This is a genomic window from Mesorhizobium sp. P160187 (assembly GCF_057766425.1).
This window is the reverse complement of sequence record NZ_JBYMDX010000003.1, coordinates 1,363,630-1,386,196: the sequence shown is the minus strand read 5'-3', so window position 1 is coordinate 1,386,196 and position 22,567 is coordinate 1,363,630. Positions and strand designations below refer to the sequence as shown.

The 22,567-nt window shown below is 61.9% G+C and carries 29 protein-coding genes and 1 other RNA gene; 14 read left to right on the top strand and 16 right to left on the bottom strand.

What is annotated here, in order from left to right; translation table 11 throughout:
- Window positions 1-8: 8 nt before the first annotated feature.
- Genes AC3CCE_RS10145 through AC3CCE_RS10135 form a run of 3 tightly spaced genes read right to left on the bottom strand, consistent with a single transcriptional unit; the run spans window position 9 to window position 1,673 of the window.
- Window positions 9-269: a type II toxin-antitoxin system HicB family antitoxin gene (locus tag AC3CCE_RS10145; protein ID WP_050592375.1), complete on the bottom strand. Its 261-nt coding sequence runs from the start codon at window positions 267-269 to the stop codon at window positions 9-11.
- Window positions 270-304: 35 nt separating this feature from the next.
- A complete protein-coding gene (locus AC3CCE_RS10140) occupies window positions 305-751 on the bottom strand; it encodes a GNAT family N-acetyltransferase (RefSeq protein ID WP_352623759.1) in 447 nt (148 codons plus the stop codon).
- Between the two features lie 58 nt (window positions 752-809).
- Window positions 810-1,673, bottom strand: coding sequence for a LysR family transcriptional regulator (locus tag AC3CCE_RS10135; RefSeq protein WP_352623757.1), 864 nt, complete (start codon window positions 1,671-1,673; stop codon window positions 810-812).
- A gap of 142 nt (window positions 1,674-1,815) precedes the next feature.
- Here AC3CCE_RS10135 and AC3CCE_RS10130 point away from each other — a divergent pair, with 142 nt between their 5' ends.
- A complete protein-coding gene (locus AC3CCE_RS10130) occupies window positions 1,816-3,354 on the top strand; it encodes an MFS transporter (RefSeq protein ID WP_352623755.1) in 1,539 nt (512 codons plus the stop codon).
- A gap of 43 nt (window positions 3,355-3,397) precedes the next feature.
- Here the strand turns inward: AC3CCE_RS10130 and AC3CCE_RS10125 are convergent, their stop codons facing one another.
- The 4 genes from AC3CCE_RS10125 to AC3CCE_RS10110 all read right to left on the bottom strand — a co-directional run bounded on the left by AC3CCE_RS10125 (window position 3,398) and on the right by AC3CCE_RS10110 (window position 6,170).
- Window positions 3,398-4,237, bottom strand: a complete 840-nt coding sequence (locus tag AC3CCE_RS10125) for an AAA family ATPase (RefSeq protein ID WP_352623753.1) — start codon at window positions 4,235-4,237, stop codon at window positions 3,398-3,400.
- 134 nt (window positions 4,238-4,371) lie between these two features.
- Window positions 4,372-4,734 (bottom strand): Imm8 family immunity protein, encoded by a 363-nt coding sequence (locus AC3CCE_RS10120; protein ID WP_352623832.1) that lies wholly within the window; start codon window positions 4,732-4,734, stop codon window positions 4,372-4,374.
- A gap of 5 nt (window positions 4,735-4,739) precedes the next feature.
- The gene (locus AC3CCE_RS10115; RefSeq protein ID WP_352623751.1) at window positions 4,740-5,627 is read right to left on the bottom strand and encodes an IS1 family transposase; all 888 of its coding nucleotides are present in this window, start codon (window positions 5,625-5,627) and stop codon (window positions 4,740-4,742) included.
- Between the two features lie 51 nt (window positions 5,628-5,678).
- Window positions 5,679-6,170, bottom strand: a complete 492-nt coding sequence (locus tag AC3CCE_RS10110) for a hypothetical protein (RefSeq protein WP_023700258.1) — start codon at window positions 6,168-6,170, stop codon at window positions 5,679-5,681.
- A 64-nt stretch (window positions 6,171-6,234) separates the two neighbouring features.
- Here AC3CCE_RS10110 and AC3CCE_RS10105 point away from each other — a divergent pair, with 64 nt between their 5' ends.
- Window positions 6,235-7,077 (top strand): BRO family protein, encoded by an 843-nt coding sequence (locus AC3CCE_RS10105; RefSeq protein ID WP_352623749.1) that lies wholly within the window; start codon window positions 6,235-6,237, stop codon window positions 7,075-7,077.
- Here the strand turns inward: AC3CCE_RS10105 and AC3CCE_RS10100 are convergent.
- Entirely contained in the window at window positions 7,067-7,300 is a 234-nt protein-coding gene (locus tag AC3CCE_RS10100) for a hypothetical protein (protein WP_023732997.1), read from the bottom strand. The genes AC3CCE_RS10105 and AC3CCE_RS10100 overlap by 11 nt on opposite strands.
- Window positions 7,301-7,657: 357 nt before the next feature.
- Between AC3CCE_RS10100 and ssrS the strand changes: the two genes are divergently transcribed.
- The 5 genes from ssrS (at window position 7,658) to AC3CCE_RS10075 (ending at window position 10,816) form a co-directional block, all read left to right on the top strand.
- Window positions 7,658-7,813, top strand: a non-coding RNA gene (ssrS, locus tag AC3CCE_RS10095) — 6S RNA.
- A 92-nt stretch (window positions 7,814-7,905) separates the two neighbouring features.
- Complete coding sequence (locus AC3CCE_RS10090; protein WP_023822446.1) at window positions 7,906-8,490, top strand: 5-formyltetrahydrofolate cyclo-ligase; 585 nt, start codon at window positions 7,906-7,908, stop codon at window positions 8,488-8,490.
- Window positions 8,491-8,572: 82 nt separating this feature from the next.
- A complete protein-coding gene (locus tag AC3CCE_RS10085; protein ID WP_196815260.1) occupies window positions 8,573-9,100 on the top strand; it encodes a DUF3592 domain-containing protein in 528 nt (175 codons plus the stop codon).
- 56 nt (window positions 9,101-9,156) lie between these two features.
- Entirely contained in the window at window positions 9,157-9,981 is an 825-nt protein-coding gene (locus AC3CCE_RS10080; RefSeq protein ID WP_023827028.1) for a TIGR00282 family metallophosphoesterase, read from the top strand.
- Between the two features lie 73 nt (window positions 9,982-10,054).
- Window positions 10,055-10,816 carry a TerC family protein gene (locus tag AC3CCE_RS10075; RefSeq protein WP_023694576.1) on the top strand — a complete coding sequence of 254 codons (762 nt, stop codon included), beginning with the start codon at window positions 10,055-10,057 and terminating at the stop codon, window positions 10,814-10,816.
- A 21-nt stretch (window positions 10,817-10,837) separates the two neighbouring features.
- Here the strand turns inward: AC3CCE_RS10075 and AC3CCE_RS10070 are convergent, their stop codons facing one another.
- The 3 genes from AC3CCE_RS10070 to AC3CCE_RS10060 are packed head-to-tail and all read right to left on the bottom strand — an operon-like array spanning window position 10,838 to window position 12,213.
- The gene (locus tag AC3CCE_RS10070) at window positions 10,838-11,320 is read right to left on the bottom strand and encodes an SRPBCC family protein (protein WP_023822447.1); all 483 of its coding nucleotides are present in this window, start codon (window positions 11,318-11,320) and stop codon (window positions 10,838-10,840) included.
- Between the two features lie 27 nt (window positions 11,321-11,347).
- Entirely contained in the window at window positions 11,348-11,710 is a 363-nt protein-coding gene (locus AC3CCE_RS10065; RefSeq protein ID WP_023822448.1) for a VOC family protein, read from the bottom strand.
- Between the two features lie 20 nt (window positions 11,711-11,730).
- Entirely contained in the window at window positions 11,731-12,213 is a 483-nt protein-coding gene (locus tag AC3CCE_RS10060; protein WP_023822449.1) for an SRPBCC domain-containing protein, read from the bottom strand.
- 51 nt (window positions 12,214-12,264) lie between these two features.
- Here AC3CCE_RS10060 and AC3CCE_RS10055 point away from each other — a divergent pair, with 51 nt between their 5' ends.
- From AC3CCE_RS10055 to AC3CCE_RS10040, 4 genes are all read left to right on the top strand, one after another.
- On the top strand, window positions 12,265-12,588 hold the full coding sequence (locus tag AC3CCE_RS10055; protein WP_023822450.1) for an ArsR/SmtB family transcription factor: 324 nt from the start codon (window positions 12,265-12,267) through the stop codon (window positions 12,586-12,588).
- A 180-nt stretch (window positions 12,589-12,768) separates the two neighbouring features.
- On the top strand, window positions 12,769-13,518 hold the full coding sequence (locus AC3CCE_RS10050; protein WP_023668740.1) for a YebC/PmpR family DNA-binding transcriptional regulator: 750 nt from the start codon (window positions 12,769-12,771) through the stop codon (window positions 13,516-13,518).
- 93 nt (window positions 13,519-13,611) lie between these two features.
- Complete coding sequence (locus tag AC3CCE_RS10045; RefSeq protein WP_352623745.1) at window positions 13,612-14,340, top strand: RDD family protein; 729 nt, start codon at window positions 13,612-13,614, stop codon at window positions 14,338-14,340.
- Window positions 14,341-14,394: 54 nt separating this feature from the next.
- Window positions 14,395-14,706, top strand: coding sequence for an Rdx family protein (locus AC3CCE_RS10040; protein WP_352623743.1), 312 nt, complete (start codon window positions 14,395-14,397; stop codon window positions 14,704-14,706).
- A 33-nt stretch (window positions 14,707-14,739) separates the two neighbouring features.
- Here the strand turns inward: AC3CCE_RS10040 and AC3CCE_RS10035 are convergent, their stop codons facing one another.
- Window positions 14,740-15,216: an anthrone oxygenase family protein gene (locus tag AC3CCE_RS10035; protein ID WP_023698432.1), complete on the bottom strand. Its 477-nt coding sequence runs from the start codon at window positions 15,214-15,216 to the stop codon at window positions 14,740-14,742.
- Window position 15,217: 1 nt separating this feature from the next.
- Window positions 15,218-16,045, bottom strand: a complete 828-nt coding sequence (locus tag AC3CCE_RS10030) for an NAD(P)H-binding protein (protein ID WP_352623740.1) — start codon at window positions 16,043-16,045, stop codon at window positions 15,218-15,220.
- 117 nt (window positions 16,046-16,162) lie between these two features.
- Here AC3CCE_RS10030 and AC3CCE_RS10025 point away from each other — a divergent pair, with 117 nt between their 5' ends.
- A complete protein-coding gene (locus tag AC3CCE_RS10025; protein ID WP_023668745.1) occupies window positions 16,163-16,804 on the top strand; it encodes a TetR/AcrR family transcriptional regulator in 642 nt (213 codons plus the stop codon).
- A 16-nt stretch (window positions 16,805-16,820) separates the two neighbouring features.
- Here AC3CCE_RS10025 and AC3CCE_RS10020 read toward each other — a convergent pair whose 3' ends face one another.
- A complete protein-coding gene (locus AC3CCE_RS10020; protein ID WP_352623738.1) occupies window positions 16,821-17,888 on the bottom strand; it encodes a helix-turn-helix domain-containing protein in 1,068 nt (355 codons plus the stop codon).
- A gap of 173 nt (window positions 17,889-18,061) precedes the next feature.
- Between AC3CCE_RS10020 and AC3CCE_RS10015 the strand changes: the two genes are divergently transcribed.
- Window positions 18,062-18,769 carry a hypothetical protein gene (locus AC3CCE_RS10015; RefSeq protein ID WP_352623736.1) on the top strand — a complete coding sequence of 236 codons (708 nt, stop codon included), beginning with the start codon at window positions 18,062-18,064 and terminating at the stop codon, window positions 18,767-18,769.
- A gap of 51 nt (window positions 18,770-18,820) precedes the next feature.
- On the opposite strand, the gene rpmE is transcribed toward AC3CCE_RS10015, so the two are convergent.
- Window positions 18,821-19,042: a 50S ribosomal protein L31 gene (rpmE, locus tag AC3CCE_RS10010; protein WP_023668748.1), complete on the bottom strand. Its 222-nt coding sequence runs from the start codon at window positions 19,040-19,042 to the stop codon at window positions 18,821-18,823.
- 204 nt (window positions 19,043-19,246) lie between these two features.
- On the opposite strand from rpmE, the gene AC3CCE_RS10005 reads away from it, so the two are divergent.
- Window positions 19,247-21,049, top strand: coding sequence for an ABC transporter transmembrane domain-containing protein (locus AC3CCE_RS10005; protein ID WP_352623734.1), 1,803 nt, complete (start codon window positions 19,247-19,249; stop codon window positions 21,047-21,049).
- Window positions 21,050-21,059: 10 nt separating this feature from the next.
- Here AC3CCE_RS10005 and AC3CCE_RS10000 read toward each other — a convergent pair whose 3' ends face one another.
- The gene (locus AC3CCE_RS10000; RefSeq protein ID WP_352623732.1) at window positions 21,060-22,547 is read right to left on the bottom strand and encodes a carboxypeptidase M32; all 1,488 of its coding nucleotides are present in this window, start codon (window positions 22,545-22,547) and stop codon (window positions 21,060-21,062) included.
- Window positions 22,548-22,567: the final 20 nt, after the last annotated feature.

Sequence of the window (22,567 nt, the reverse complement as noted above, 5' to 3'; positions counted from 1 at the left end):
GTTGGCCGTTATCTATGCCGAACGGTCACGGCGGAGTCGCCACGGGCACTGTCGATTTCGCCGGATTGCAGAAGATTTGCCACAGTACGTGGGTTGGGCATGGGCAAGTGCTTTGCGATGCGGGCTTCCGCCCATTCGCGCATAGCCGACGCGGCATCGGCTATCGCTTCAGCCGGGTTTGCGCCGGCCCCGTGGCAGCCGGCGAGATCGGGCATCCGCACTGCCCAAACGCCGTCACTGCCATCCAGGATTCCGACATAGCGGATCATTCGGCTCCTTCCGCGTTATTTCGATCGCGCTCGCATCATAGCAGATCATACTCGATAAAACCTGTCCGCCGCGCGACATGGTCGTAGAGCTTGCGCGCTGTGGCGTTGGTTTCGTGGGTCATCCAATAGACGTTCTTGACGCCGATCTTGCCGGCTTCCTGCTTGACCGCTTCAATGAGGGCCGCACCGATGCCCTTGCCGCGCACATCAGGGTCGGCGAACAGGTCCTGCAGGTAGCAGTTGTTTTTCTCCGACCAGCCGGAGCGGTGATAGAGATAATGGGTCAGGCCGACCGCCTTGCCGTCGAGCGTGGCGATAAACCCCTTCGGTTCGAATTCACCTTCCGTGAACAGTCGTTTCCAGGTGATGTCGTAGACCTCGTCCGGCAGCTTGGTCTCGTAGAAGGTGAGGTAGGCAGTCCACAGCCGCCGCCAGTCGGCATGGTCGGCCAGCGCCAGCGGGCGGACGGTGATCCCGGTCATTTCGGTTCCTCCAAAGCCTTATCGGATTCCGGCGGAATCAGATCGGAAACACCATCGCCTAATCCACCGGCGAATTGTACTCGCGAAATGCGGTCGCCAGCATTTGCAGCGCGTCACGCGCCCGCGGCGCCAGATTGTGCGAATGCAGGACCACTTCGGAGGGGTCAAGCGACGGCAGGCCGAGCTTGCGGCCAACCTCGATCAGGCCGGGCGGAGCGACGCAGTGAGCCAGCGCCGAAACGGCAAAGCCCGCCGATATCGCAATGTTGACGGCCGCGCCGCCGCCGCCGACGAAGGCCTCCTCCCAGGCGATGCCTGCTTTGTCCAGCGCCTCGACCGCCCGCACACGATCCGGACAGTTGCACACGGTGCTTAAGAGCGCGAGGCGCAACGGCGTTCCGCGCTGCCACTCGAAGGAAGGTGCGGCGAACCAGCCATAGTGGTTGCGCGACAAGGTCCGGCCAGGACGGCTGTCGCCTTCGCGGTGCACGATGACTGCATCGAGCTCGCCGTGATCGAAAGCTTCCTTGAGCACCGTGCTGGTATCGATCCTCAAACTGAGCGTCAGCGATGGATCGTGCTCATGGAGCTGGGCAATCAGAATGGACAGCGCCGGACCGGCGGCATGATCGACAAAGCCGAGCGCAAGCCGGCACGGTGCTGATGCAAACTCCGCCATGGCGCGCTCGTGCGCGGCAAGGAAGTCGCGCGCGGCGGGGAGGAAGACGGCGCCTCGTGCCGACAGGCTGACGCGGCGCGGCGTTCTTTCGATCAATCGCGCGCCGAGCTTTTCCTCAAGACGGCGCAGCTTGACGCTGATTGTCGCCTGGGTGCTGCCCAGCGCCGTGGCCGCCTGGGTGAAGCTCTGCAGATCGGCCACCATCACAAAGGTTCGTACGGCGTCCACATCAAGACTGGTCATCGCAGCACTCCATTGGGCCAATCATTCCGTTTTGTCATTTCTGATATAGCCGAGCATAGCCTTTTTTCATGGTCGAGTCTCCCTTATCTCAAACTGGTCGCGGTTTGAAGAGCGCCTCATGCTCGGATGGAAAGAGATCGATATGCCGATTCAACGAAACACCATCGCGCTCACCGGCGTGTGCCTGGCGTCGCTCTTGTTCGGGCTCGAAATCTCCAGCGTGCCGGTGATCCTGCCGAAACTGGAAAGCGTGCTCGCCGCCAATTTCAGGGATTTGCAGTGGATCATGAATGCCTACACCATCGCCTGCACGACAGTGCTGATGGCGACAGGGACATTGGCCGACCGTTTCGGCCGCAAGAGCGTGATGGTGATCACCACCGTCGCCTTCGGCCTCGCCTCGCTGCTGTGCGGCCTGGCTCCGAGTGCTGCACTGCTGATAGCCGCCCGCTTCCTGCAAGGCCTCGCCGGCGGCGCGATGCTGACCTGCAGCGTCGCCGTGCTGTCTCACCAGTTCCAGGACGGCCGCGAACGCGGCAAGGCTTTCGTCGCCTGGAGCGTCGTCTCAGGCATCGGGCTCGGTTTCGGGCCCGCCATCGGTGGCTTGATCGTGGCGCTGTCGAACTGGCAATGGGTGTTCCTCATCCACGTGCCGCTGGCGATCCTGGCGCTCGCCTTTATCGGCGCCGGTGTCACGCAATCGCGCGATCACAACGCCCAGAAGCTCGACTGGGCCGGCATGCTGACGCTGTCGGCGGCGGTGTTCGGCTTTTCCTATCTGATCACGCAAGGTGCGGATCTCGGGACCAGCGCCCGCATCGGCGTGATATTAGCCTCCGTGGCTGCGTTCATCGCTTTCCTTGTGGCCGAGAGGGTCAATCCCTATCCGATGTTCGATTTCTCCGCGTTCCGCATCCGCCAGTTTTCCGGCGCGATCATGGGCGCCATCGGCATGAATTTCAGTTACTGGCCGTTCATCATCTATCTGCCGATCTATTATTCGGGCGTTCTCGGCTACGACAGCACGACGACCGGCCTGCTGTTGCTCGTCTACACGCTGCCCTTCATGGTGATGCCGCCGATCGCCGAGCGCCTGCGCGCGCGCTATCAGGCGCGAATTGCCATCCCGCTCGGTCTGCTGACGCTAGGGATCGGTTTCATCGCCATGTGGATCGGCTCCGGGCTCGAGGGCGCCACCTGGCTGACCATGCTGCCCGGCACGCTGATTGCCGGCATCGGCATCGGTCTCACCAATTCGCCGACCACAAACACCACGACCGGCGCGGTATCGCCGGATCGCGCCGGCATGGCGTCCGGCATCGATATCAGCGCACGCCTGATCACGCTTGCCATCAACATCGCGGTGCTCGGCCTGCTGCTGACGCAAGGTATCGTTTCCCACCTGCGGGCCACACTCGGCGCGGCTTTGGAGCCGGATGAGTTGCGGGCACTGGCGGAAAGGGTCGCCACCGGCAATCTGGAGGGCCTTGCGCAGGGGACGCCGAAGCTCGCAGCCCTCGACCCATCCGGCGCCATCGTGCATGCCGCCCTGGTCAACGGTTTCGGCTGGGTCACGCTCTATTGCGGGATCGGCGTTCTCGCCCTGTCGGTCATCGGCTTCGTCATCTTCGGGCCGAAGCGCGTCGCGCCGCAGGAGACAGGGCTTGCGGCGGCCGAGTGATCGGCCGAAGTCCGCTCATAGCGCTCAGCCCGCCCGCCGATCCTTATCCCTGCCGCCTGGCCATGAAAGCAAGGCGCTCAAACAGATGCACGTCCTGCTCGTTCTTCAGCAGCGCGCCGTGCAGTTTCGGCAGCGCGTTCCTGGGGTCGGCGCGCAGATCCTCGGGTGCGATGTCGTCGGCGACCAGCAGGCGGATCCAGTCGAGCGCCTCGGAGGTCGACGGCTTCTTCTTCAACCCCTGCACGTCGCGGATTTCGTAGAACTGGGTCAGGGCAGCACGCACCAAATTCTGCTTTATGCCGGGATAGTGCACGTCGACGATTTTGTGCAGCGTGTCGACATCGGGAAAGCGGATGTAGTGGAAGAAGCAGCGGCGCAGGAAGGCGTCGGGCAGTTCCTTCTCATTGTTGGAAGTGATGATGACGATGGGGCGCACAGCGGCGCGGACCGTTTCACCGGTTTCGTAGACGAAGAACTCCATCCGGTCGAGTTCCTGCAAAAGGTCGTTGGGGAATTCGATATCGGCCTTGTCGATCTCGTCGATCAACAGCACGACCTTCTTGCCGGCCGCGAAGGCGTCCCAGAGCTTGCCGCGCTTGATGTAGTTTTTGATGTCGTTGAACCTGGCATCGCCGAGCTGGCTGTCGCGCAGCCGCGAGACAGCGTCGTACTCATAAAGTCCCTGCTGCGCCCGCGTGGTCGACTTGACATGCCATTCGATGAGATCGAGGCCGAGGGCTGACGCCACTTGTCTGGCAAGCTCGGTCTTGCCGGTGCCCGGCTCGCCCTTGACCAGCAACGGCCGCTCCAGCGCGATCGCGGCGTTCACCGCCACCATCAGATCCTTGTCGGCGACATAGGCCGCCGTGCCTTCGAAACGCATACTTGCTCCTCGGTTGGTCAGCGCGAGCGTAAGGACGCTGCTTGACCTGTGCAAGGGCGAGCCGGCTGCGACGAAAGCGTGTGAGATCGAAATGGAAACATCGGCTCATGTCAGGTAGTGTGTCAGTTTGAAATTCAGAGCTTGTATTCGAATTCCCATAGCCCGACCCGCGAAAGCTCAAAGGCTATCTCATGCCAGCTATTGCCCTCAGCCGAAGCACATCGAGCGATGAGAAATTTTTCCAGTTGAAGGTGATCGAACGTCCGCATGAAAATCACGCTTTCACCAGAAAATACCGCTTCTTTGTGGGACCGAAGAAACCATGTCGGCGAACACACCGTGGCAGTGAAAGCATCCGCGCCTTCTTTGCCCTCTTCTCCCGCATAGAAATCAATGGTGACCGAAAAATCAGTTGGATCGGACGGACGCCATGTAGAGAGATCGAACGCGAGTTTATCGGCTTCCACAATCCTATGACCCTTATACTCCGCTTTCATGAAACTCACTGTTCCCGCTTCTTATAAGGACCACGTTTCCCCGGCTTCGGAGCAACAGCGTCCATCTTCTCGCAAAGATCTTCCATGGACCAGAGAGTTTGTGACACGCCAGCCGCCATTGCCGGCGTCATTTTCAGCGTCTTGTGCATTTTTATGAAGTTGTACCAGACCGTGTAAATCGCGACCATGTGGACATGGTTTTCGAACTTCTTTGAGAACGCATTGGTCAGGCGTGTGAAGCGGCGGTTTGCCATGCGCATGGTTAGATTGGCGCGTTCGATATGCGACGTGCTGACATGCATCGGATCGGGATTGCCTTCAATCCGCGTCTTGGTCGCGCCAGTGCAGACAGCCGGGCTGTAGCGGCGCTCTGGCGAGGTCTTCTTGCCTTCCGGCTCGCCGTACTGCTTGATCAGCATCGCATAGTCGATGTCCGCTCCAAAGGCTTCCTCGACCGCGTTGAGATAGGCGCGGTGACCGTCCGTCGTAAGTTGGACGCGATTGGCAAGACGGTCTTTCACGTCGTCCATGAAGGCTAGCGCATACTCGCCATCGCGACCGCCGACGAGCCAGGAAATGATGAGCTTGCTGTCGCTGTCCAAAGCCGTCCAAGTCCACACGTCGCCAGCGCCTTCAACCGGAGCTTTCATGGCCGAAACGTTCTTTGCCTTCGCGCCGGCGAAGCTCCAGATTTCATCGCACTGGACGCGCTTAGCATTCACGTTGCGGACTTCGCTGTCGTGAAGATCGGCGCAGAACTTGCCAGCATCAACAAGCAGTTTCGAAACGGTGTTGATCGACACATCGGCAACGCGCGAGATCGACCGCATGCTCGAACCCTCGCAAAGCATGGAGAGGATTTGGACGCGGGTCTTGAGAGGCAGTTTGTTCATGCCCCTCATATGTGAACTTTTATGCTTAGTGTCAAGCATCAAAAGCTCACTTTAAAACGGAATGTCTTCGTCCGGTTCCGGTTCCGGTGGTCGTGATGGCCGAGGCGGCGTTGGCCTTCCAAAGTTCGGCGGTGGCTCGGCCGCTTCCTCCTCGATTGTTTCGTGGCCTAGTTCGGCCAATCCAAACGTGTTCGGGGCTGGACGTGTAAAAATCTCTCCGCGCCGAACATATGCGGCGAGCGAGCTTGTCAGCGATGCCTTCGCCTCCCGCGTGGCTTCCCGGCCAAGCGCTTCCAGAATCTCGTTGATATGGACAGGGGCTCGCTTCTTTAGGATCACATGCCGCGCATCTGCGACAGCGCTTCCGGTGCGCAGCACGGTTTCCGCATCGGTATTGTTGTCGTCGCCGTCGGTGGCCAACATTTTGAGGATGTCCCGCAACGCCTGAACATAGACGCGAGCTACCTTGGTCTTCTCTTCGAGAGACGCGACCTCCTGCTCTTTTTTGCGAAGGCGCTCTTCAATCTTCTTCCGTTCGGTCATGCCATCGACTCCTGTATGTGACGATGGTATGTGATGGGACGCATCACGCGCAAGAGGATTCGACATGGAAACCGCGATTGAGGAACTTCCTGCCTACCGATCCACCATCGACCGACTGGAAAAGTTCAGACAGGAAGGCTCGAACGGGCAGGAATACTGGATGGCCCGGGATATCCATCCAGTGTTGGGTTACCGTGTATGGGATAAGTTCGAGCCAGTGATTGAGCGTGCCGCCTCCTCATTCACGGCTAACACGATTGATCCGTCACATCATATTGCTCGTGCAAGCAAAATGATGGAACTCGGAGGGGGCGGAAAACGAGAAGGCTTGGATTACTTCCTCAGTCGCGCCGCGTGCCGTCTCATCGCCATGAACGGCGACCCGAGCAAAGCCGAGATCGCCGCCGCTCAGGCTTACTTCGTTGTCCAGACCCATCGCATGGAAGCAGAAGACGCACTGACCCAGGATGAGAAGCGGCTGAATCTGCGGGACAAAGTGACGACCGCGTTCCGCACTGTCAGCGGAGTGGCGAAGGAAGCTGGCGTCCCCAATTCGAAGCAAGCTCTGTTTCACGATGCCCGGTATCAGGGCCTCTATGATATGCCGAGACGCGATGTGATGGCGCGAAAAGGTTTGAAGCGGGAAGACAACCCCTTCGACTACGCCGGGCCGCTGGAATTGTCGGCAAACGAATTTCAGATGAACATGGCCGCTGACGTCATCAAAAAAGAAGGCATCAAAGGCGAATACCGGGTCATAGACCGCAATAAGAAGATTGCGCAGGACGTGCGGAAGGTGATGCGCGAAAACGGCTCAACGATGCCGGAAAACCTTCCGGTTGCCGAGCCGATCAGGGTAGTCGAAAAGAGAGTGAAGGCGGCCCGCAAACTCGAAATTAAGTCTTAGCCCACCGCTTTTCCGCTGCCTTCTTGGCAATTTCAGCGCGCCGCTCTGGCGTCATGTTCTCGGCGCGCTTCTTCCCGCCCTTGGCGCCCAGCGCCTTCGCAGCGGGGTCTTTGCCGTCGTCGATCACGGTGTCGTCTTCATCGCCAGTGGCAATGCGCATGACACGGACGGCGTTGCCGATCACGTCGGCGGGGCGCTTCTGGCCTTTAGGTCCGGTTGGCATTGCTACTCCTATGTGTTTTCCAGAGTGACAAACACCAGCGGCACCTTCTCCACGTCCGCCGGCTGCGGCACATGTGTATCTCGGTTACCGCGTAGATGGCCAGACTATCGCCGGATGGCATGTGCACCCAGTCGCCTATCACAGGCGTTGACGCGAAGGTCCACATCGACGCTTCGTTTTCAATTTTAACAAGGCAACGGATCGCCACACAACCACTCCATGCTTTCCGCTAAGCATATAGGCGTTTCCGCCTATGCGAGCAAACCCGGATAGGCGCTTTCGCATATTTCAAATTTCAAACTGAGACACTACCTCATGTCACTAGCGCTTGACCGACCAGCCGCCTATATTGGGCTTGGCGGTCTGCGCTTCCCGGCAGGAGAACATTTTCCCCGGGGCCTTAACGATCCTTAGGGAGCTGTCCCTGGGAAGACCCGTGGGTTTTCTCATACGGCGCCCACCTACTTTGTAGGTTCCCGGGATCGCTCTCTCCACCGGTTGTGTGGATCGTCACTTACCTGTATCCGCCCAGTTTGGCGGATGATGTGGTAGAAAACGTCGCTCATGAAACGTCACCCAGATCCGACCCTTTCTATCGTCCGCGCATGACATCTCCCAAAGACCTGAAAAAGCAGTTGCGCCTCGAGGCACTCGGCCGTCGCGATGCGCTCGATCCGCTGCGGCGGGTGGAGATCGCGCTTGAAATGGCCGAGACGGCGCGCGACCACCTCGCCATCGAGCCGGGTCAGATCGTTTCAGCTTTCTGGCCGATGCGATCGGAAGTCGACATCAGGCCGCTGATGTTCGCCTTGCGCGAGAAGGGGGCCAGGCTTTGCCTGCCGGCCATCCTCGACAAGACCACCATAGTCTTTCGCGAACTGGTGCGCGGCGCGCCGATGGTCGAGATGGGTTTTGGCACGGTCGGTCCGCATGCGGAGGCCGAGGTTCTCGATCCCGCGGTGATGCTGGTGCCGCTCGCGGCCTTCGACAGCCGCGGTCATCGCATCGGGTATGGCGCCGGCTATTACGACCGCGCCATCGCCAGGCTGATCGACAAGGGCCAGCCGCCACGACTGATCGGCATCGCTTTCGATTGCCAGGAGGTGGGTCTGGTGCCGGATGAGGCGCACGACGTCATCATCCCGGAAATACTCACCGAGAGCGGTTTGCGCCGCTTCGATATCGCTTAAAAGACCGCGATCCCGCTTAACGCGTTTCCAAGACGTGCCGGATAGTATTCCGGCAACACAGTCCGAGCCGATGGCGGCCATCATGTTTGTCTTCGCACGCTTCCTGCTGATGCCGTTCGTCCTCATCGCGGTAACGCTGTTCGCGATGGCATTGCACATTTCCGGAACGGCCCTGCACCACCAGTTCGCCTGGCATCAGACGGTTGCCACAGTGACGGATGTCAGTTCCTACAGCGAAGCCCAGGGTAATGGCCTCACCGCGAAAGGCATCAACGTCGCTGTCACCTATGTCGCGAACGATGCACCGATGACGTGGTCCGGCAAGGGAAAGGACATCGGCCTCTACACGGCGTCCAAAGGCGACGCGGTGAAGTTGTATTACAACCCTGCCAATCCATCGATCCTCGATACCGCGGCGATGAAGGGCTGGCGCGGCGGGCTGTTGCTCCTGGCCGCTACTGGTGGGTTCACTGTTTTTTACGTGTGGTTCTTCTGGCTGCGCGGACGCACCGCACCGCCGGCGTCACCGATGATGCCTTCGGCAGTTCGCGTCGCGGGCGCGAGCGCCAAGCCGTCTCAACGGCAGCGTGGTACTTTCGGCCGGCGTTAGCGCCAATCGCCTGGGTAGCGCTTGCCTAGCGTCCGTGCCTCTGGATAGAAGTGGGCATGAGACTTCTCTTCCTCGGCGACATGGTGGGCAAATCGGGACGTACGGCGGTGTGGGAACAACTGCCCGGCCTGATCTCCGATTTCAAACTCGACTTCGTCATCGTCAATGGCGAGAACGCCGCCGGCGGCTTCGGCATCACCGAAGACATTTTTCGCGACACCATCGCCGCCGGTGCCGATGTCGTCACCACCGGCAACCATGTCTGGGACCAGCGCGACGCACTGATCTTCGCGCCGCGCGAGGAGCGCTTCTTGCGCCCGTCCAACTTCCCCAAGGGCACGCCGGGGCGCGGCTCCGGCGTCTATATCGCCAAAAACGGCGCGCGCGTGCTGGTCGCCAACATTATGGGCCGGGTGTTCATGCATCCCGAGCTCGACGATCCGTTCCAGGCCGGCGAGCGCGAGCTTGCCGCCTGTCCGCTGGGCGAGCAGGCCGACGCCGTGGTCATCGATTTCCACGCCGAGGCGACCTCGGAGAAAATGTGCTTCGCGCATTTCGTCGACGGCCGCGCCAGCCTCGTCATCGGCACCCATACGCACCAGCCGACGGCCGACCACCAGATCCTCAATGGCGGCACCGGCTACATGTCCGACGCCGGCATGTGCGGCGACTATGATTCCTCGCTCGGCATGGACAAGGAAGAGCCGCTCAACCGCTTCCTGTCGAAAGTGCCGAAAGGCCGCTTCGAGGCGGCCACCGGACCGGCGACATTGTGCGGCGTCGGCGTCGACATTTCCGACCGGACGGGCCTGGCCGAAAAGATCGCGCCGTTTCGTCGCGGGCCGCGGCTTGAAGAAACCGCGCCATCCTTCTGGTCATGACATTGATATAGTCGAGTAAAGTACCTAACTGGCGACGAAACTGCTCTAGATCGTTAAAGAGGGGACGACCTCCATGCAGCTGATCGAGTTCTTTGCGCCGCATTTTCAATTTGTTTCCGATCCAACCGCGTGGGTCGCGTTGCTGACGCTGATCGTGCTCGAGGTCGTGCTCGGCATCGATAATCTGATCTTCATCTCGATCCTGACCAACAAATTGCCGGAAGCGCAGCGCGCCCGCGCCCGGCGTCTCGGCATCTCGGCGGCGCTGATCATGCGGCTGGTGCTGCTCGCAACCATCTCCATCATCGTGCAGCTGACGACGCCGGTGTTCACAGCGTTCGGCCATGGCTTTTCCTGGCGCGACCTGATCCTGATTGCCGGCGGCCTGTTCCTGGTCTGGAAGGCGACCAAGGAAATCCACCACACCGTCGATCCCGACGACCACAAGGATACGATGATGGGCGAGACGCTGCAGATCTCGCTTGCCGGCGCCATCTTCCAGATCCTGCTGCTCGATCTCGTCTTTTCGATCGATTCGATCATCACCGCCGTCGGCATGACCGACGAGATTGCCATCATGTACATCGCCGTGATCGTGGCGGTGAGCGTGATGATGCTGGCGGCCGGGCCGCTGGCCAACTTCATCGCCAAGAACCCGAGCATCGTCATGCTGGCGCTGGGCTTCCTGCTGATGATCGGAATGACGCTGATCGCCGACGGCATGGGCTATCATGTGCCGAAGGGCTACATCTACGCGGCGATGGGCTTTTCCGCCCTGGTCGAGGGCCTGAACATGCTGGCGCGGCGAAGGAAGAAATCCAGCGGTGGGCATTGAGGCTGGGCGATCGGGGCGATCCTAGCGCCCCGGCACGCCCTTCGGATAACGGTCGCCGATCAGGCCAAGCGACAGGCCCTGTTCCAGCCATGCTTTGGCACCAGCCAACACCAGTGCGAAGCCGTCGGTCGAGCCGACCGCCTGCTTGACCTGCTCGTCGGCGGTGCCGGCGAAGCCGAAATTGCTGACCTCAAGAAAGGTCGCACCGTCAGGCGTTTCGGCGCTTGGCATCTCCGTGAATGTCCAGACCACGGTGGTCGGCGGATCGCTCCATTGCATGACGATCTTCTTGTTCTCGACGATCTCGCTGACATTGACCATCGCCGAGGCGCCGTACATGCGCCACTCCCAGCGGACCTCTTTGCGGCTATCCAGCCGGCCGCTACTGTGGGTAAACCAGAATTTCGTGGTGATGGCCGGGTCGACGATCGCCTCGAAGACCTCGGCGACCGGCCGCTTGATCAGCATGCCGGCTTCGGCAGTCGGCGTTTTGTGAATTTCCATCGATGCTCCTTCTTGTCCGGTTTGCGCTCACCAGGCGTCAGGCTCGCGCACCATGTGAACGATGCTGGCCGGGTTGGCGATCCAGAAGCCGCGAAAGCCTTCGCCCAGGGGCTCGACCGCGTCGCAACGGACGACGCCGGCCTTGGCGAGATGATCCGCAATGGCTGCAGAATCGTCGGTGAAAAGCTCAAGCCAGACTTCGGCCTGGCTCAGCATCGGCGCCTCGTCGATCCACAGACGGTTTGGGCCAAGCTCGAAGCCGATGGCCGGCGTCTTGGCGGTGACTGGCTTCAAGCCGACGACATCACGATAGAAGGCGATCGTCGCCTCGTACTGGTGCGGCGGCACCTTCATGGCGATGTTGATGCCACCGGTGATCTTCGCGGTCATTGCGGGCTCCGTTGCGCGGTTCATCTGTTTGTCTCGTTGGCCGGCTCGCCCCTCATCTCGCCGCGGTAGTAGCCGTCGCGCAGGTTGATGCCGTATTCGACATAGGCCTTCATGCAAGCCAGCATCTGCGACCAGCCCTCGCAATTGAGGTAGGATTTCTGCAGGCCGACCACGCCTTCCGGCCAGCCGGATTCAGCAATGGTCACAAGGGTGCCGCCATCGTCCAGCGGCTCGAAGTTCATCTCGATGCGTGTCTTGTAGGCCGGCCTGTCGTCGGCATCTGTGGCATCCCAGCGCAACACGATGCGGCTGTCCTTGACCACTTCATCGACCTCGACCGGCACTTTTCCCCACCAGACGACACCGATGCCGGCTTCCAGCGGGGCGCTGGCGCCGCCGATGGTGGTGAAATAGCAGCTGAGCTTCTCCGGATTGACGACTGCGTCGAAGACTTCTGCGACCGGTTTGCCGATGCGCCCGGAAACTCTGAATCCAAGAGACATATCCACAGCTCCTTTCTTGATTGGCTCGACGATATGTTATAAAAACATAACATGTCAAGCCAAACCGCAGACGATCACGTTTTCAAGGCGTTGGCGCATCCGCGCCGTCGCGAATTGCTGGATCAGCTGAAGGATGCGCCGCAGACGACCGGCATGTTGTGCGAGGCGTTTCCCGACATCGATCGCTGCACCGTCATGCTGCATCTCAAGGTGCTGGAAGAGGCCGGGCTGGTCGTGGCAAAGCGCGAAGGGCGAGAGCGCTGGAACCATCTCAACGCGCTGCCGATCAAGCACATTCATGACCGCTGGATCAGCCAGTATGCCGGCCATGCGCTCAGGATTATCGACCGGCTGAAGTCCGATCTGGAGGGCTGAACCGGCGCGGCTGGACGAATTGAGCCGATTTATCTATAAGCCGGCCATTCCGACAGAGAACGCCGTGCATCCATCGCGTTGCACCTTGGACGGCTCTGAAAATTTGAATTCGAGTACCCGGGAGGACGAGGTGAGACCACCTCGCTTCGGGATGCTCTAGCCGAAGACGACAGGGGTGCCATGGCTGGCCATTCACAGTTCAAGAACATCATGCACCGCAAGGGCCGGCAGGACGCGGTGCGGTCAAAAATGTTTTCCAAGCTGGCGCGCGAAATCACCGTCGCCGCCAAGAGCGGGACGCCCGACCCATCGATGAACCCGCGTTTGCGCCTGGCCATCCAGAACGCCAAGGCGGTGTCGATGCCGAAGGACAACATCCAGCGCGCCATCAACAAGGCGTCGATGGGCGATGCCGAGAATTACGAAGCGGTGCGCTATGAAGGCTATGGGCCGGGCGGCGTGGCGCTGATCGTCGAAGCGCTGACCGACAACCGCAACCGCTCGGCCTCGAATGTGCGCGCCGCCTTCACCAAAGCCGGCGGTGCGCTTGGTGAAACCGGCTCGGTGTCGTTCATGTGGAACCGCGCCGGCGAGATTTACTATCCGGCCTCCGCCGGCAGCGCCGACAAGGTGATGGATGCGGCCATCGAGGCCGGCGCCGATGACGTCGAGTCCGACGAAGAAGGCCACACCATCTACTGTGCGTTCGAGAGTATGGGCGAAGTGTCGAAGGCGCTGGAAGCCTCGCTTGGCGAGGCCGAATCGGTGAAGCCGATCTGGCAGCCGCAGAACAATGTCCCGGTCGACGAAGAGCGGGCGCAATCGCTGATGAAACTGGTGGCAACGCTCGAGGACGATGACGACGTGCAGAGCGTCTACGCCAATTTCGAGGTTGACGACGAGACCATGGCCAAGCTCAGCGCGGCATGAGTTTCTGACCGTCACACGGAAGTGTAGGCGAACGTCGTAGCCAAGGACTCCCCACCCAACGTATAGATCAGTCAGTGATCGACGGGAGGGGAGATGACCGGCGAAGGGATTCCACTTGCCGCTGCGATGGCTTGGCCTCGCCGCGGTGGCTTCTGGCGTCGGTTCCTTGCTTCGTTTATCGACTACCTTGTCGTGTTGATACCTCTCTATTTTCTGGTGGCTGGCTTGTTCGCGCTGACCGACGGTGGGGTGAAAGGTCACTTCTGGCTCTTCCTAAGAATATGCAGCTCGGCCAAGGTGCACGGCGGTCCGTCGCTTGGACGGTACGATTGGCAGGTGTGCAAGTCGTCTCTCTTCGGCTTTCCAGTAGCCGATTGGGCAGTTGGCACCGCGAAGGAAGCCCAGTATGCGAAGCCCGAGACGGTTTCAATCGATCTTAATTCGAAGGGGAATTTTCGACCTACGGCGTTGGATCTGGGTTTCCTCCAAGTACCCGCTCTGGCGATCTATCTTCTTCTTATGGAGATGGCCTCGGGCCGATCAGTCGGTAAGCGGGTTTTGGTGCTCGTCGTTTATGACGAGAATGACTGGCAGAGAAGAGGCTTGCCCTTGCGAAAGGCGTTTCGTCGACAGGTGATCAAGTTTCTCGGCACTTTCCCCGTCGTACTGACAGGGGCCTGGTTTGCCTTTCAGACCTGGGGGAGCTTTCCGCGACCTGCGCCGAGCAATGCCTGGTTGGAATTCGTGCCCGCCTTGGGTCGCGATCGGCTTGTCTTTGGTCTGGCCGGTCTGGATCGGAATAACGATAGCGTTGGGCAATGAGCCGATCCATGATCGGGTTGCCGGCACAACCGTTCGCACCCGCGAGACACATGAATGAGCCTCCCTGATAAACCTCGGATCGTCATCACCTATTGCACGCAGTGCCAGTGGCTGCTGCGGGCCGGCTGGATGGCGCAGGAACTGCTCTCCACCTTCGGCACGGATCTTGGTGAAGTGACGCTGGTGCCGGGCACAGGCGGCATCTTCACCGTTTCCTGCAACGATGTGCTGGTCTGGGACCGCAAGCGCGACGGCGGCTTTCCCGATGCCGCCAAGCTCAAGCAGCTGGTGCGCGACGTCATCGATCCGGGCCGCGATCTCGGTCATTCCGACCGCAAGGGTCACACGCAAAAGGACCCCGCTTGAGGCGAGGTCCTTGCGTTTGCGAAGTGTCATTTTTCAGAGCAATGCGAACATGAAGCAGGCCATCGACACGATGGCGGTGATGGTGCGGACGTGGTTCCACATCACCCATTGATTCAGATGGTTCGCCCACACGGCTGCGCCATTGGCGCTGGCCGGGTCGACGGCGGCGAGCGCATCGTTGAGCGGCACATTGAAGACCATGGTCACGATCGGGTTGCCGATCAAATAGATCACGGCGCCGGCAAGCAGCCAGTATGAGCCGGACTGGCTCCACCCCATGAGAACGGCGGCGATAAGCACCAGACAGAGCAGGCCGGTGCCGAACAGCGCCGTCATGAAGGTGGGCGTGATCACCGTGATGTTGATCGAATTCATCGCTGCGATGCCTTGGGGGACCGGCAGCCGGGCAAGCGCCGCCATGATAAAGTCGGAAAAGGCGAAGAACACGCCGCCGACGACGCCCGAGCCGATGGCGGCGATGATGGTGAGGGTGGGAAGAAGCTTGATCATCTCAGTTGCTCCAGATGCCGGTTGCAGCGGTTTCATTTGCGTAGGCGGAAAAGTCTTTCGGCGCGCGGCCGAGCACACGCTGGACGCCGTCGGTCAGCGTCTCGTTGCGGCCGTCAAGCACTTCGGTGAACAGCTCGTTGAGCAGCCAGGCGATTTCGGGCGGCAGTTCGTATGCCGCCGTCGCGGCGGTGAATTCGTCATGCGAGATCTTGATATACCGGATGTCGCGGCCGGTCGCCTTGGCGATCTCGGCAACCGCGTCGGCGAAGCTTAGCAGCCGCGGCCCGGTCAACTCATAGAGCTGGCCGACATGACCCGGTTCGGTCAGCGCAACGAAGGCAGCATCGGCGATGTCGTCGACATCGACGAAGGGCTCGCCAACAGGGCCGACAGGCAAAGCCACTTCGCCTTGCCGCAAGGACTCGACGAGAAAACCTTCACTGAAATTCTGCGAAAACCAAGCGCAACGCAGGATCGTCCAGTCAGCGCCCGAGGCTTTGACCATCTCTTCGGCGCGCTGGGCTTCGGTCTCGCCGCGGCCGGAGAGCAGCACCATGCGGGTGACGCCATTTGCCACCGCAAGCCTGGCGAAGGCGCCGACGGTCTCGGCGGCGCCCGGCACGGCGATGTCGGGATAGTAAATGATGTAGACGGCGCCCACGCCCTGCATGGCAGGCTCCCAGGTCGCCGGAACCTCCCAGTCGAAGCGGGGGCTGCCGGAACGCGAGCCGATGCGCACGGGAATGCCCTGTGAGGTCAGCCGCCCGGCGAGGCGACGGCCGGTCTTGCCAGTGCCACCGAGAATCAGGACTGGTTTGGTGTCGGTCATGGTGGTTTTCCTTTGTTACAAATATGAGTAATCCTCACATTTGCAAAATGTGATAAACCCTCGTATTTTGGGAGTCAAGCCGTTTGTTGGCAGATTTTGTCGAGACCGGAGGCCGTCATGGAAGACACAGCAACGCCCGCATCTGCCCAGGAGCAGGTCGCATCGCCGCGACGGGCGCCCACCCAGCAGCGCAGCCGCGAGCGGGTCGAGCGCATGCTGGCCGCAGCCTCGGCGCTGATTGCCGAGCAAGGCAGCGACGCCATGCGCATGGGCGAGGTGGCGGAGCGGGCCGCGGTGTCGATCGGCTCGCTCTACCAGTTCTTTCCCGACAAGCGGGCGATCGTCTGGGCGCTGGCCGAGCGCTACACCGCCGAAAGCCAGGCCTGCATCTCCTCGGCGCTCAAGGATGTCGTCGACGCCGAGGGCCTGCGGCAGGCGTTTTCGGAGCTGGTGGATATCTACTATCAGCTGTTCCTGGCCGAGCCGGTGATGCGCGACATCTGGTCGGGCACGCAGGCCGACAAGGCGCTGCGCCAGCTCGAACTCGCCGACAGCCGGGCGAATGCCGAATTCCTGACCATGGTGCTGAAGCGGCTGCATCCCGGCGCCGATCCGGTGGCGCTGGAGACCACAGCGTTTCTGGTCTGGCAGATGGGCGAGGCTGCCGTGCGGCTGGCGATCTCGGTCGACCGGCAGGAGGGCGACAGGCTGGTCGCCGCCTACAAGCGCATGGCGTTGCGGGAATTAGTCGGCGCCTGACCGGTGTCGCCCGCCTTCATTTTGTCTCGTCTGGCAACGGCATGGCCGCGAGATTTCGCTTCGACGGCCGATGCTCCAGCCGCCAAGCCTTCGGGCTCAAGCCTGTCACGCGCAGGAACTCGCGGTTGAAGTTCGATTTGCTGAGAAACCCGGCGTCGAACATGATGCGGGTGATGGGTTCGTCGCTGGCCGCCAGCAGGCGGCAGGCTTCGCCGATGCGCTGGTTGTTGACATATTGCGACACGCTCGATCCGTGGATGCGGTTGACCGCCGACGACACTTGCCGCGCCGACAGGCCGAGGCGCCTGGCGATACGGCCGAGGTTGAGGTCAACGTCCCTGTAGAGTTCTTTTGACTGCATCAGCGCGTCGACGGCCGCTGCGACCGCGGAATCCTCGCTCGTCGCCCGTGGCGTGGCTTGCGGCCCATCGTCTTCATCGTCATCCAGAGGCGCGGTTTCGCTGGCCACCGCGGCTGCACCGCCAAGCAGCAGCAGCGCCAGCACATTGCCGGCGGCAATCACCGCGCCGGAATGGGCACCGCCGGTCCATTCGAGGTCGAGGCTGATGATGATGTCGGTGACCGGCGAGGCCAGGATCGCCAGCGTCGTCACCAGCAGCGCCCGGTAGGAGCGCAAGACACCGTCCAGACGCGACTCGGCAAGGCCGTCCGGCCCGACCCGCGCAAGCCAAAGAAGGGTGACGCCATAACACAGGAAGACCAGCATGATCACGGGGCCTACCGGCTCGCGCCAGAAGATCAGCAGCAGGGCCACAAGACAGGCCGGCAACAGATGCGGCCACAGCGAAGCCAGGCGATGCCGCGAGCGTTCCCTCGCCAGACCGCTAAAAGCTATCCAGGCAAGCGGCGCGATCAATGTCGCCAACACCGCCTGGAAAGGCATGATTGCCCTGACTTCGTAGCCCCAGCGGATACCGATCAGCACCGACTGCAAGGCGTAGGCAGCCATCAGCAGCATGAAAAATATGTTTTCGCGCAGATCGGCCTCGTTTCGGCGGATCATCTGCACGAGCAGGATGACGAGCAGCAGGGCAACGACGAATGGCAAGGGAATGAAGATCATGATCGCAAGCGTGGTTCCAAAGCGGCCGACGATGGACCGGGCGGCCGACAATGACCTGGATTGCGTTCACGGTCGTCCCGGATCGTGATCGAGGTCGCGAAAATCGACGTCTCGGATCATCTGGGCAACGCCGCGGTCCTTTCGCGACCGCCCACCCATGATCGGAGACAATGATGAAATCCGCAATTCTCGTCTTGCTGCCCTTTGCCGCAGTTGCCCTGGCACCGCCGGTGGCCGGTGATGCCGCAAAGACGCTCGATCTCGTCGGTGTTACCGCCATCATCATCACCGGCGAGGCAAGCTCGGTCAAGCTGACCACTTCAGGTGCAGAACCCTACCAGGCGACGATCGGCAGCCGCCGCGAGGGCTGGTTTGCCAGCTGGTATTCGTCCTGGTTCGCTAATGACTGCCGCACCGCCAGCGACATGAAGCGAGAGGCCTCGACGTTGCGCATCAATGTCGCTCCGTCGTCCTGGCTGGACCCTTCGGATTGCAGGGTCGAGATCAACGCCAACATTGCGCCCGAGAGTTCGGTGTCGATCGACCAGGCGGCCTTGCTGGCCAGTATGACGGGGAATTTCTCCAGCATCGCCATTACCGGCAAGGCGGCCGATGTTTCGCTCGAAGGGCATGCTTCACGCATCGATCTCAAGGGCGAGGCGCTGAGGGCCAATCTCGCCTATGGCAGCATCCGGAAGGACGAGACTGTCGCCATTGCCGGCAAGGCGCTGGATGCCACGCTGACCTTCGGCAGGCAGGTTCAAATCAGCTACTCGGTGACCGCGTCGGCGTCCTTCGTCGACAGTTCGCTTGCCAACACTTCCGGTGCCAAACCCTCGATCGTCATCAAAGGCGATTTCGTCCGCGCCACGATCCGCTGAACAAAAAACCCGCCACAAGGGCGGGTTCCTGATCTGCGAAAGCCGATAGGCTTAAAGGCCGAACCCTTCGAAGCGCTTCTTGAACTTCGACAGGCGGCCGCCGCGGTCGAGCAGGGTCTGCTGGCCGCCGGTCCAGGCCGGGTGCGTGGTCGGGTCGATATCGAGGTTCATCGTATCGCCTTCCTTGCCCCAGGTCGAACGGGTCGAGTATTCGGTGCCATCGGTCATGACGACCTTGATGGTGTGGTAGTCGGGATGGATATCGGCCTTCATTGTCGTGCTTCCTGGCTTGCGGCGCTACAGACGGGCCCGCGGCCTGCGTCGATGCGCCCCTTTTTAAAACTCGAAGCCGCAGCTATTGAAAAGCCACGGCTTCTAAAACGGTCGGCGAGCCTATACATCAGCCGGAATTGAATCACAAGGCCACGGCAGGCGCATATTGAACGCGCCCACCTGGAGCGGCCAGAGGAAACGGTCATGGCGGACATCAGCGGCGAGCAAGACGGGCGCAGGCGCTCGCTCGGGCCGCTCAGGCGCCTATATCCCTACATATTCCGCTACCGCAAACTGGTCATAGGCGCCCTCATTTCGCTCGCCATCGCCGCAGCGACGACGCTGGCGCTGCCGCTGGCCGTGCGGCGCATGATCGACCACGGTTTCAGCGCTTCCGGCACCGTCTTCATCGCCGAATATTTCGCCGCTTTGGTGGCGATGGCAGCCATTCTGGCGGCGGCATCGGCCGGACGCTACTACTTCGTCATCACGCTCGGCGAGCGGGTCGTTGCCGACATCCGCAGCGACGTGTTTTCGCATGTCACGACGCTTTCGCCGTCCTTCTTCGACACCGCCCAGTCGGGCGAGATCGTCTCGCGGCTTGCCGCCGACACCACGCAGGTGAAATCCGCCGTCGGCGCCACCGCCTCCGTGGCGTTGCGCAACGTCATCCTCGGCCTTGGCGCGGTGGCGATGATGGTCGTCACCAGCCCGAAACTGTCGGGCCTGGTGATCGCGGCCATTCCGCTCATCGTGCTGCCGCTGGTCGCGTTCGGCCGTTCGGTGAGGCGCCGGTCACGGCAGGCGCAGGACACGCTGGCGCAAGCGACCGCCTATGCCAGCGAGCAGATCGGCGCGGTGCGCACGCTGCAGGCGTTCACCAACGAGACGCTGGTCACCGGGCGGTTCTCGGCCGCGGTGGAAGCCGCCTTCCAAGCGGCGCGCTCGTCGATCTTCTCCCGCTCGCTGCTCACCTTCTTTGCCATCTTCATGATCTTTTCCTCGGTCGTGGCGGTGTTGTGGTTCGGCTCGCGTGACGTGCTTGCCGGCACGATGTCGCCCGGTACGCTCGGCCAGTTCCTGCTTTACTCCGTGTTTGCCGCAGGCGCGCTGGGCGCACTGTCGGAAGTCTGGGGCGAGCTTGCCCAGGCGGCGGGTGCGGCCGAAAGGCTGACCGAGATACTCGACGAGACGCCGGCGATTCAACCGCCGGCCAATCCGCTGCCGCTGCCCGCCAAGGCGACAGGCGCGATCAGCTTCGACGACGTCTCCTTCTCCTACCCGGCAAGGCCGGACCGTGCCGCCGTCCACGGCTTGAGTTTTCAGGTCAAGCCCGGCGAGACGGTGGCGATCGTCGGCCCGTCGGGCGCCGGAAAGAGCACCGTCTTTTCGCTGATCCTGCGCTTCTACGATCCAGAAACCGGCCGCATCGCCATTGACGGCGTCGACGTGCGCGAAGCCGATCCGGCTGAAGTGCGGGAGCGCATTGCGATCGTGCCGCAGGATGTCACCATCTTTGCGGCAAGCGCGCGCGACAATATCGGCTTTGGCCGGCCGGGCGCGACGAATGCCGAGATCGAGGCCGCCGCCAGGGACGCGCTGGCCGACGAGTTCATCCTCAGGCTCGACAAGGGCTACGACAGCCAGGTCGGCGAGCGCGGCGTCACCTTGTCCGGCGGCCAGCGCCAGCGCGTGGCGATCGCCCGCGCCATCCTGCGCGACGCGCCGATCCTGCTGCTCGACGAGGCCACGTCGGCGCTCGACGCCGAAAGCGAAACGCTGGTGCAGACGGCGCTGGAACGGCTGATGCAGGGCCGCACCACCATCGTCATCGCCCACCGGCTGGCGACCGTGCTGAAGGCCGACCGCATCCTGGTCATCAATGGCGGCCGCATTGTCGAGGAAGGCACGCACCAGAGCCTGGTCGCCAAGGGCGGAATCTATGCAAGGCTGGCCAAGCTGCAGTTCGAAACCGGAGCAAGCGCCTTCAGGGGTGCCGCGGAGTAGCAACCCGCAATCAGGCGGGACCATACCGCTTGCGGAGATGCTCGGTGAAATGCGCGGCATTCAGTTTCTCGCCGGTGGCGCGCTCAAGCAGTTCGGGCGTCGACCAGCGCGATCCCTGCGACCAGATCTTGTCGCGGCGCCAGTCATTGATGGCGGCGAAATTGCCCCTGGCGAGATCGCTGTCGGCTGAAGGATGGTCGCGCGTCAGCGCAGCCCATTGCTGCGCCGCCATCATGGCGCCCAGCGTATAGGACGGGAAATAGCCGAAGGCGGCGCCCGGCCAATGCACGTCCTGCATCGGTCCGTCGGCTGGGTTGTCGATGGTCGAAAGGCCAAGATACTCCCGCATCTTGGCGTCCCACGCTTCGGGCAGGTCGGCCGCCTGCAGCCGCCCCGAGACCAGCTCCTGCTCCAACTCGTAGCGCAGGATGACATGCAGCGGGTAGGTTACCTCGTCCGCGTCGACGCGGATCAGGCCGCGCTCGACCCGGTGCACATGCGGCAGGATGTCGTCGAGCGACCAGGCTTCGCCGAGATGCTTTTCGACCACGGGCAGCGCCCAGCGCCAGAATTCGGGGTTGCGGCCGACCTGTTTCTCGACGAACAGGCTCTGGCTTTCATGCACCGCCATGCCGCGCGCCTTGCCGAGCGGCCAGTGCGCCCAGGCCTTCGGCAGGTTCTGCTCGTAGAGCGCATGGCCGGTCTCGTGCAGCACGCCCATCAAGGCCGACAGGAAGTCGGACGTTTTGTAGCGGGTGGTGATGCGCACGTCGCTCGGCACGCCGCCGCAGAAGGGATGGTGCGATACGGACAGAGAACCGTGGGTGAGGTCGAAGCCGACCGAAGCCATCATGGCGAGACCAAGCTCGCGCTGCCGGTCGATCGCATAGCTGCCGGAGAGCGGCTTCACGGGATGCCTGGCCAGGCGCGCTTCCTGCGCGGCCAGGGCTTCCGGCACGAAGCCCTTCAGGAATGTCTTCAGCTCGGTGAAGACCGGCGTGATGTCGGCGGCGCGGTTGCCAGGATCGTATTGCTCCATCAGTGCGTCGTAGGGATCGAGGCCGAGCGCGTCGGCGCGCAGGGCGGCTTCCTCGCGCACCAGCGCGATGACACCTTCGAGCGCCGGCAGGAATCCGGCCCAGTCGCTCTTGCCGCGCAGGTCGCGCCAGAGCTGCTCGGAGCGCATACGCGCCACCGTCTGGCGCTCGACGAATTCGACCGGCAGGCAGGTCAGGTTGGTGTATTGGCGACGCAGTTCGCGGATCGCCGCCTGCTGCTCCTCGTTCAGCGCCTCCTGTTCGGCGGCGGCGAGCCAGTCGGCGATCTCCGGCGCCGTTGCCCTGATATGCAGCATCCCGGCCAGGGACGACATGGCTTCGGCGCGCTTCTCGCCGCCGCCGACGGCCATGTGGGTCGCCTCGTCGGCGCCGAGGATGGCGAGCGCATGTTCCAGCGCTTCGAGCTTGTGGCCGAGATCATCGAGCTTCTGAAAAGACATGGCAGGTTCCGCGTTTTGGA

Coding starts and splice junctions, on each gene's coding strand:
- AC3CCE_RS10000 (WP_352623732.1), bottom strand. CDS start 22,547: ATGTCTTTTCAGAAGCTCGATGATCTCGGCCACAAGCTCGAAGCGCTG.
- AC3CCE_RS10130 (WP_352623755.1), top strand. CDS start 1,816: ATGCCGATTCAACGAAACACCATCGCGCTCACCGGCGTGTGCCTGGCG.
- AC3CCE_RS10055 (WP_023822450.1), top strand. CDS start 12,265: ATGTCAAGCCAAACCGCAGACGATCACGTTTTCAAGGCGTTGGCGCAT.
- AC3CCE_RS10075 (WP_023694576.1), top strand. CDS start 10,055: ATGCAGCTGATCGAGTTCTTTGCGCCGCATTTTCAATTTGTTTCCGAT.
- AC3CCE_RS10005 (WP_352623734.1), top strand. CDS start 19,247: ATGGCGGACATCAGCGGCGAGCAAGACGGGCGCAGGCGCTCGCTCGGG.
- AC3CCE_RS10030 (WP_352623740.1), bottom strand. CDS start 16,045: ATGACCGACACCAAACCAGTCCTGATTCTCGGTGGCACTGGCAAGACC.
- AC3CCE_RS10045 (WP_352623745.1), top strand. CDS start 13,612: ATGACCGGCGAAGGGATTCCACTTGCCGCTGCGATGGCTTGGCCTCGC.
- AC3CCE_RS10090 (WP_023822446.1), top strand. CDS start 7,906: ATGACATCTCCCAAAGACCTGAAAAAGCAGTTGCGCCTCGAGGCACTC.
- AC3CCE_RS10135 (WP_352623757.1), bottom strand. CDS start 1,673: ATGACCAGTCTTGATGTGGACGCCGTACGAACCTTTGTGATGGTGGCC.
- AC3CCE_RS10035 (WP_023698432.1), bottom strand. CDS start 15,216: ATGATCAAGCTTCTTCCCACCCTCACCATCATCGCCGCCATCGGCTCG.
- AC3CCE_RS10145 (WP_050592375.1), bottom strand. CDS start 269: ATGATCCGCTATGTCGGAATCCTGGATGGCAGTGACGGCGTTTGGGCA.
- AC3CCE_RS10115 (WP_352623751.1), bottom strand. CDS start 5,627: ATGAACAAACTGCCTCTCAAGACCCGCGTCCAAATCCTCTCCATGCTT.
- AC3CCE_RS10020 (WP_352623738.1), bottom strand. CDS start 17,888: ATGATCTTCATTCCCTTGCCATTCGTCGTTGCCCTGCTGCTCGTCATC.
- AC3CCE_RS10140 (WP_352623759.1), bottom strand. CDS start 751: ATGACCGGGATCACCGTCCGCCCGCTGGCGCTGGCCGACCATGCCGAC.
- AC3CCE_RS10015 (WP_352623736.1), top strand. CDS start 18,062: ATGAAATCCGCAATTCTCGTCTTGCTGCCCTTTGCCGCAGTTGCCCTG.
- AC3CCE_RS10065 (WP_023822448.1), bottom strand. CDS start 11,710: ATGACCGCGAAGATCACCGGTGGCATCAACATCGCCATGAAGGTGCCG.
- AC3CCE_RS10025 (WP_023668745.1), top strand. CDS start 16,163: ATGGAAGACACAGCAACGCCCGCATCTGCCCAGGAGCAGGTCGCATCG.
- AC3CCE_RS10125 (WP_352623753.1), bottom strand. CDS start 4,237: ATGCGTTTCGAAGGCACGGCGGCCTATGTCGCCGACAAGGATCTGATG.
- AC3CCE_RS10085 (WP_196815260.1), top strand. CDS start 8,573: ATGTTTGTCTTCGCACGCTTCCTGCTGATGCCGTTCGTCCTCATCGCG.
- AC3CCE_RS10100 (WP_023732997.1), bottom strand. CDS start 7,300: ATGCCAACCGGACCTAAAGGCCAGAAGCGCCCCGCCGACGTGATCGGC.
- AC3CCE_RS10120 (WP_352623832.1), bottom strand. CDS start 4,734: ATGAAAGCGGAGTATAAGGGTCATAGGATTGTGGAAGCCGATAAACTC.
- AC3CCE_RS10080 (WP_023827028.1), top strand. CDS start 9,157: ATGAGACTTCTCTTCCTCGGCGACATGGTGGGCAAATCGGGACGTACG.
- AC3CCE_RS10105 (WP_352623749.1), top strand. CDS start 6,235: ATGGAAACCGCGATTGAGGAACTTCCTGCCTACCGATCCACCATCGAC.
- AC3CCE_RS10040 (WP_352623743.1), top strand. CDS start 14,395: ATGAGCCTCCCTGATAAACCTCGGATCGTCATCACCTATTGCACGCAG.
- AC3CCE_RS10050 (WP_023668740.1), top strand. CDS start 12,769: ATGGCTGGCCATTCACAGTTCAAGAACATCATGCACCGCAAGGGCCGG.
- AC3CCE_RS10060 (WP_023822449.1), bottom strand. CDS start 12,213: ATGTCTCTTGGATTCAGAGTTTCCGGGCGCATCGGCAAACCGGTCGCA.
- AC3CCE_RS10070 (WP_023822447.1), bottom strand. CDS start 11,320: ATGGAAATTCACAAAACGCCGACTGCCGAAGCCGGCATGCTGATCAAG.
- rpmE (WP_023668748.1), bottom strand. CDS start 19,042: ATGAAGGCCGATATCCATCCCGACTACCACACCATCAAGGTCGTCATG.
- AC3CCE_RS10110 (WP_023700258.1), bottom strand. CDS start 6,170: ATGACCGAACGGAAGAAGATTGAAGAGCGCCTTCGCAAAAAAGAGCAG.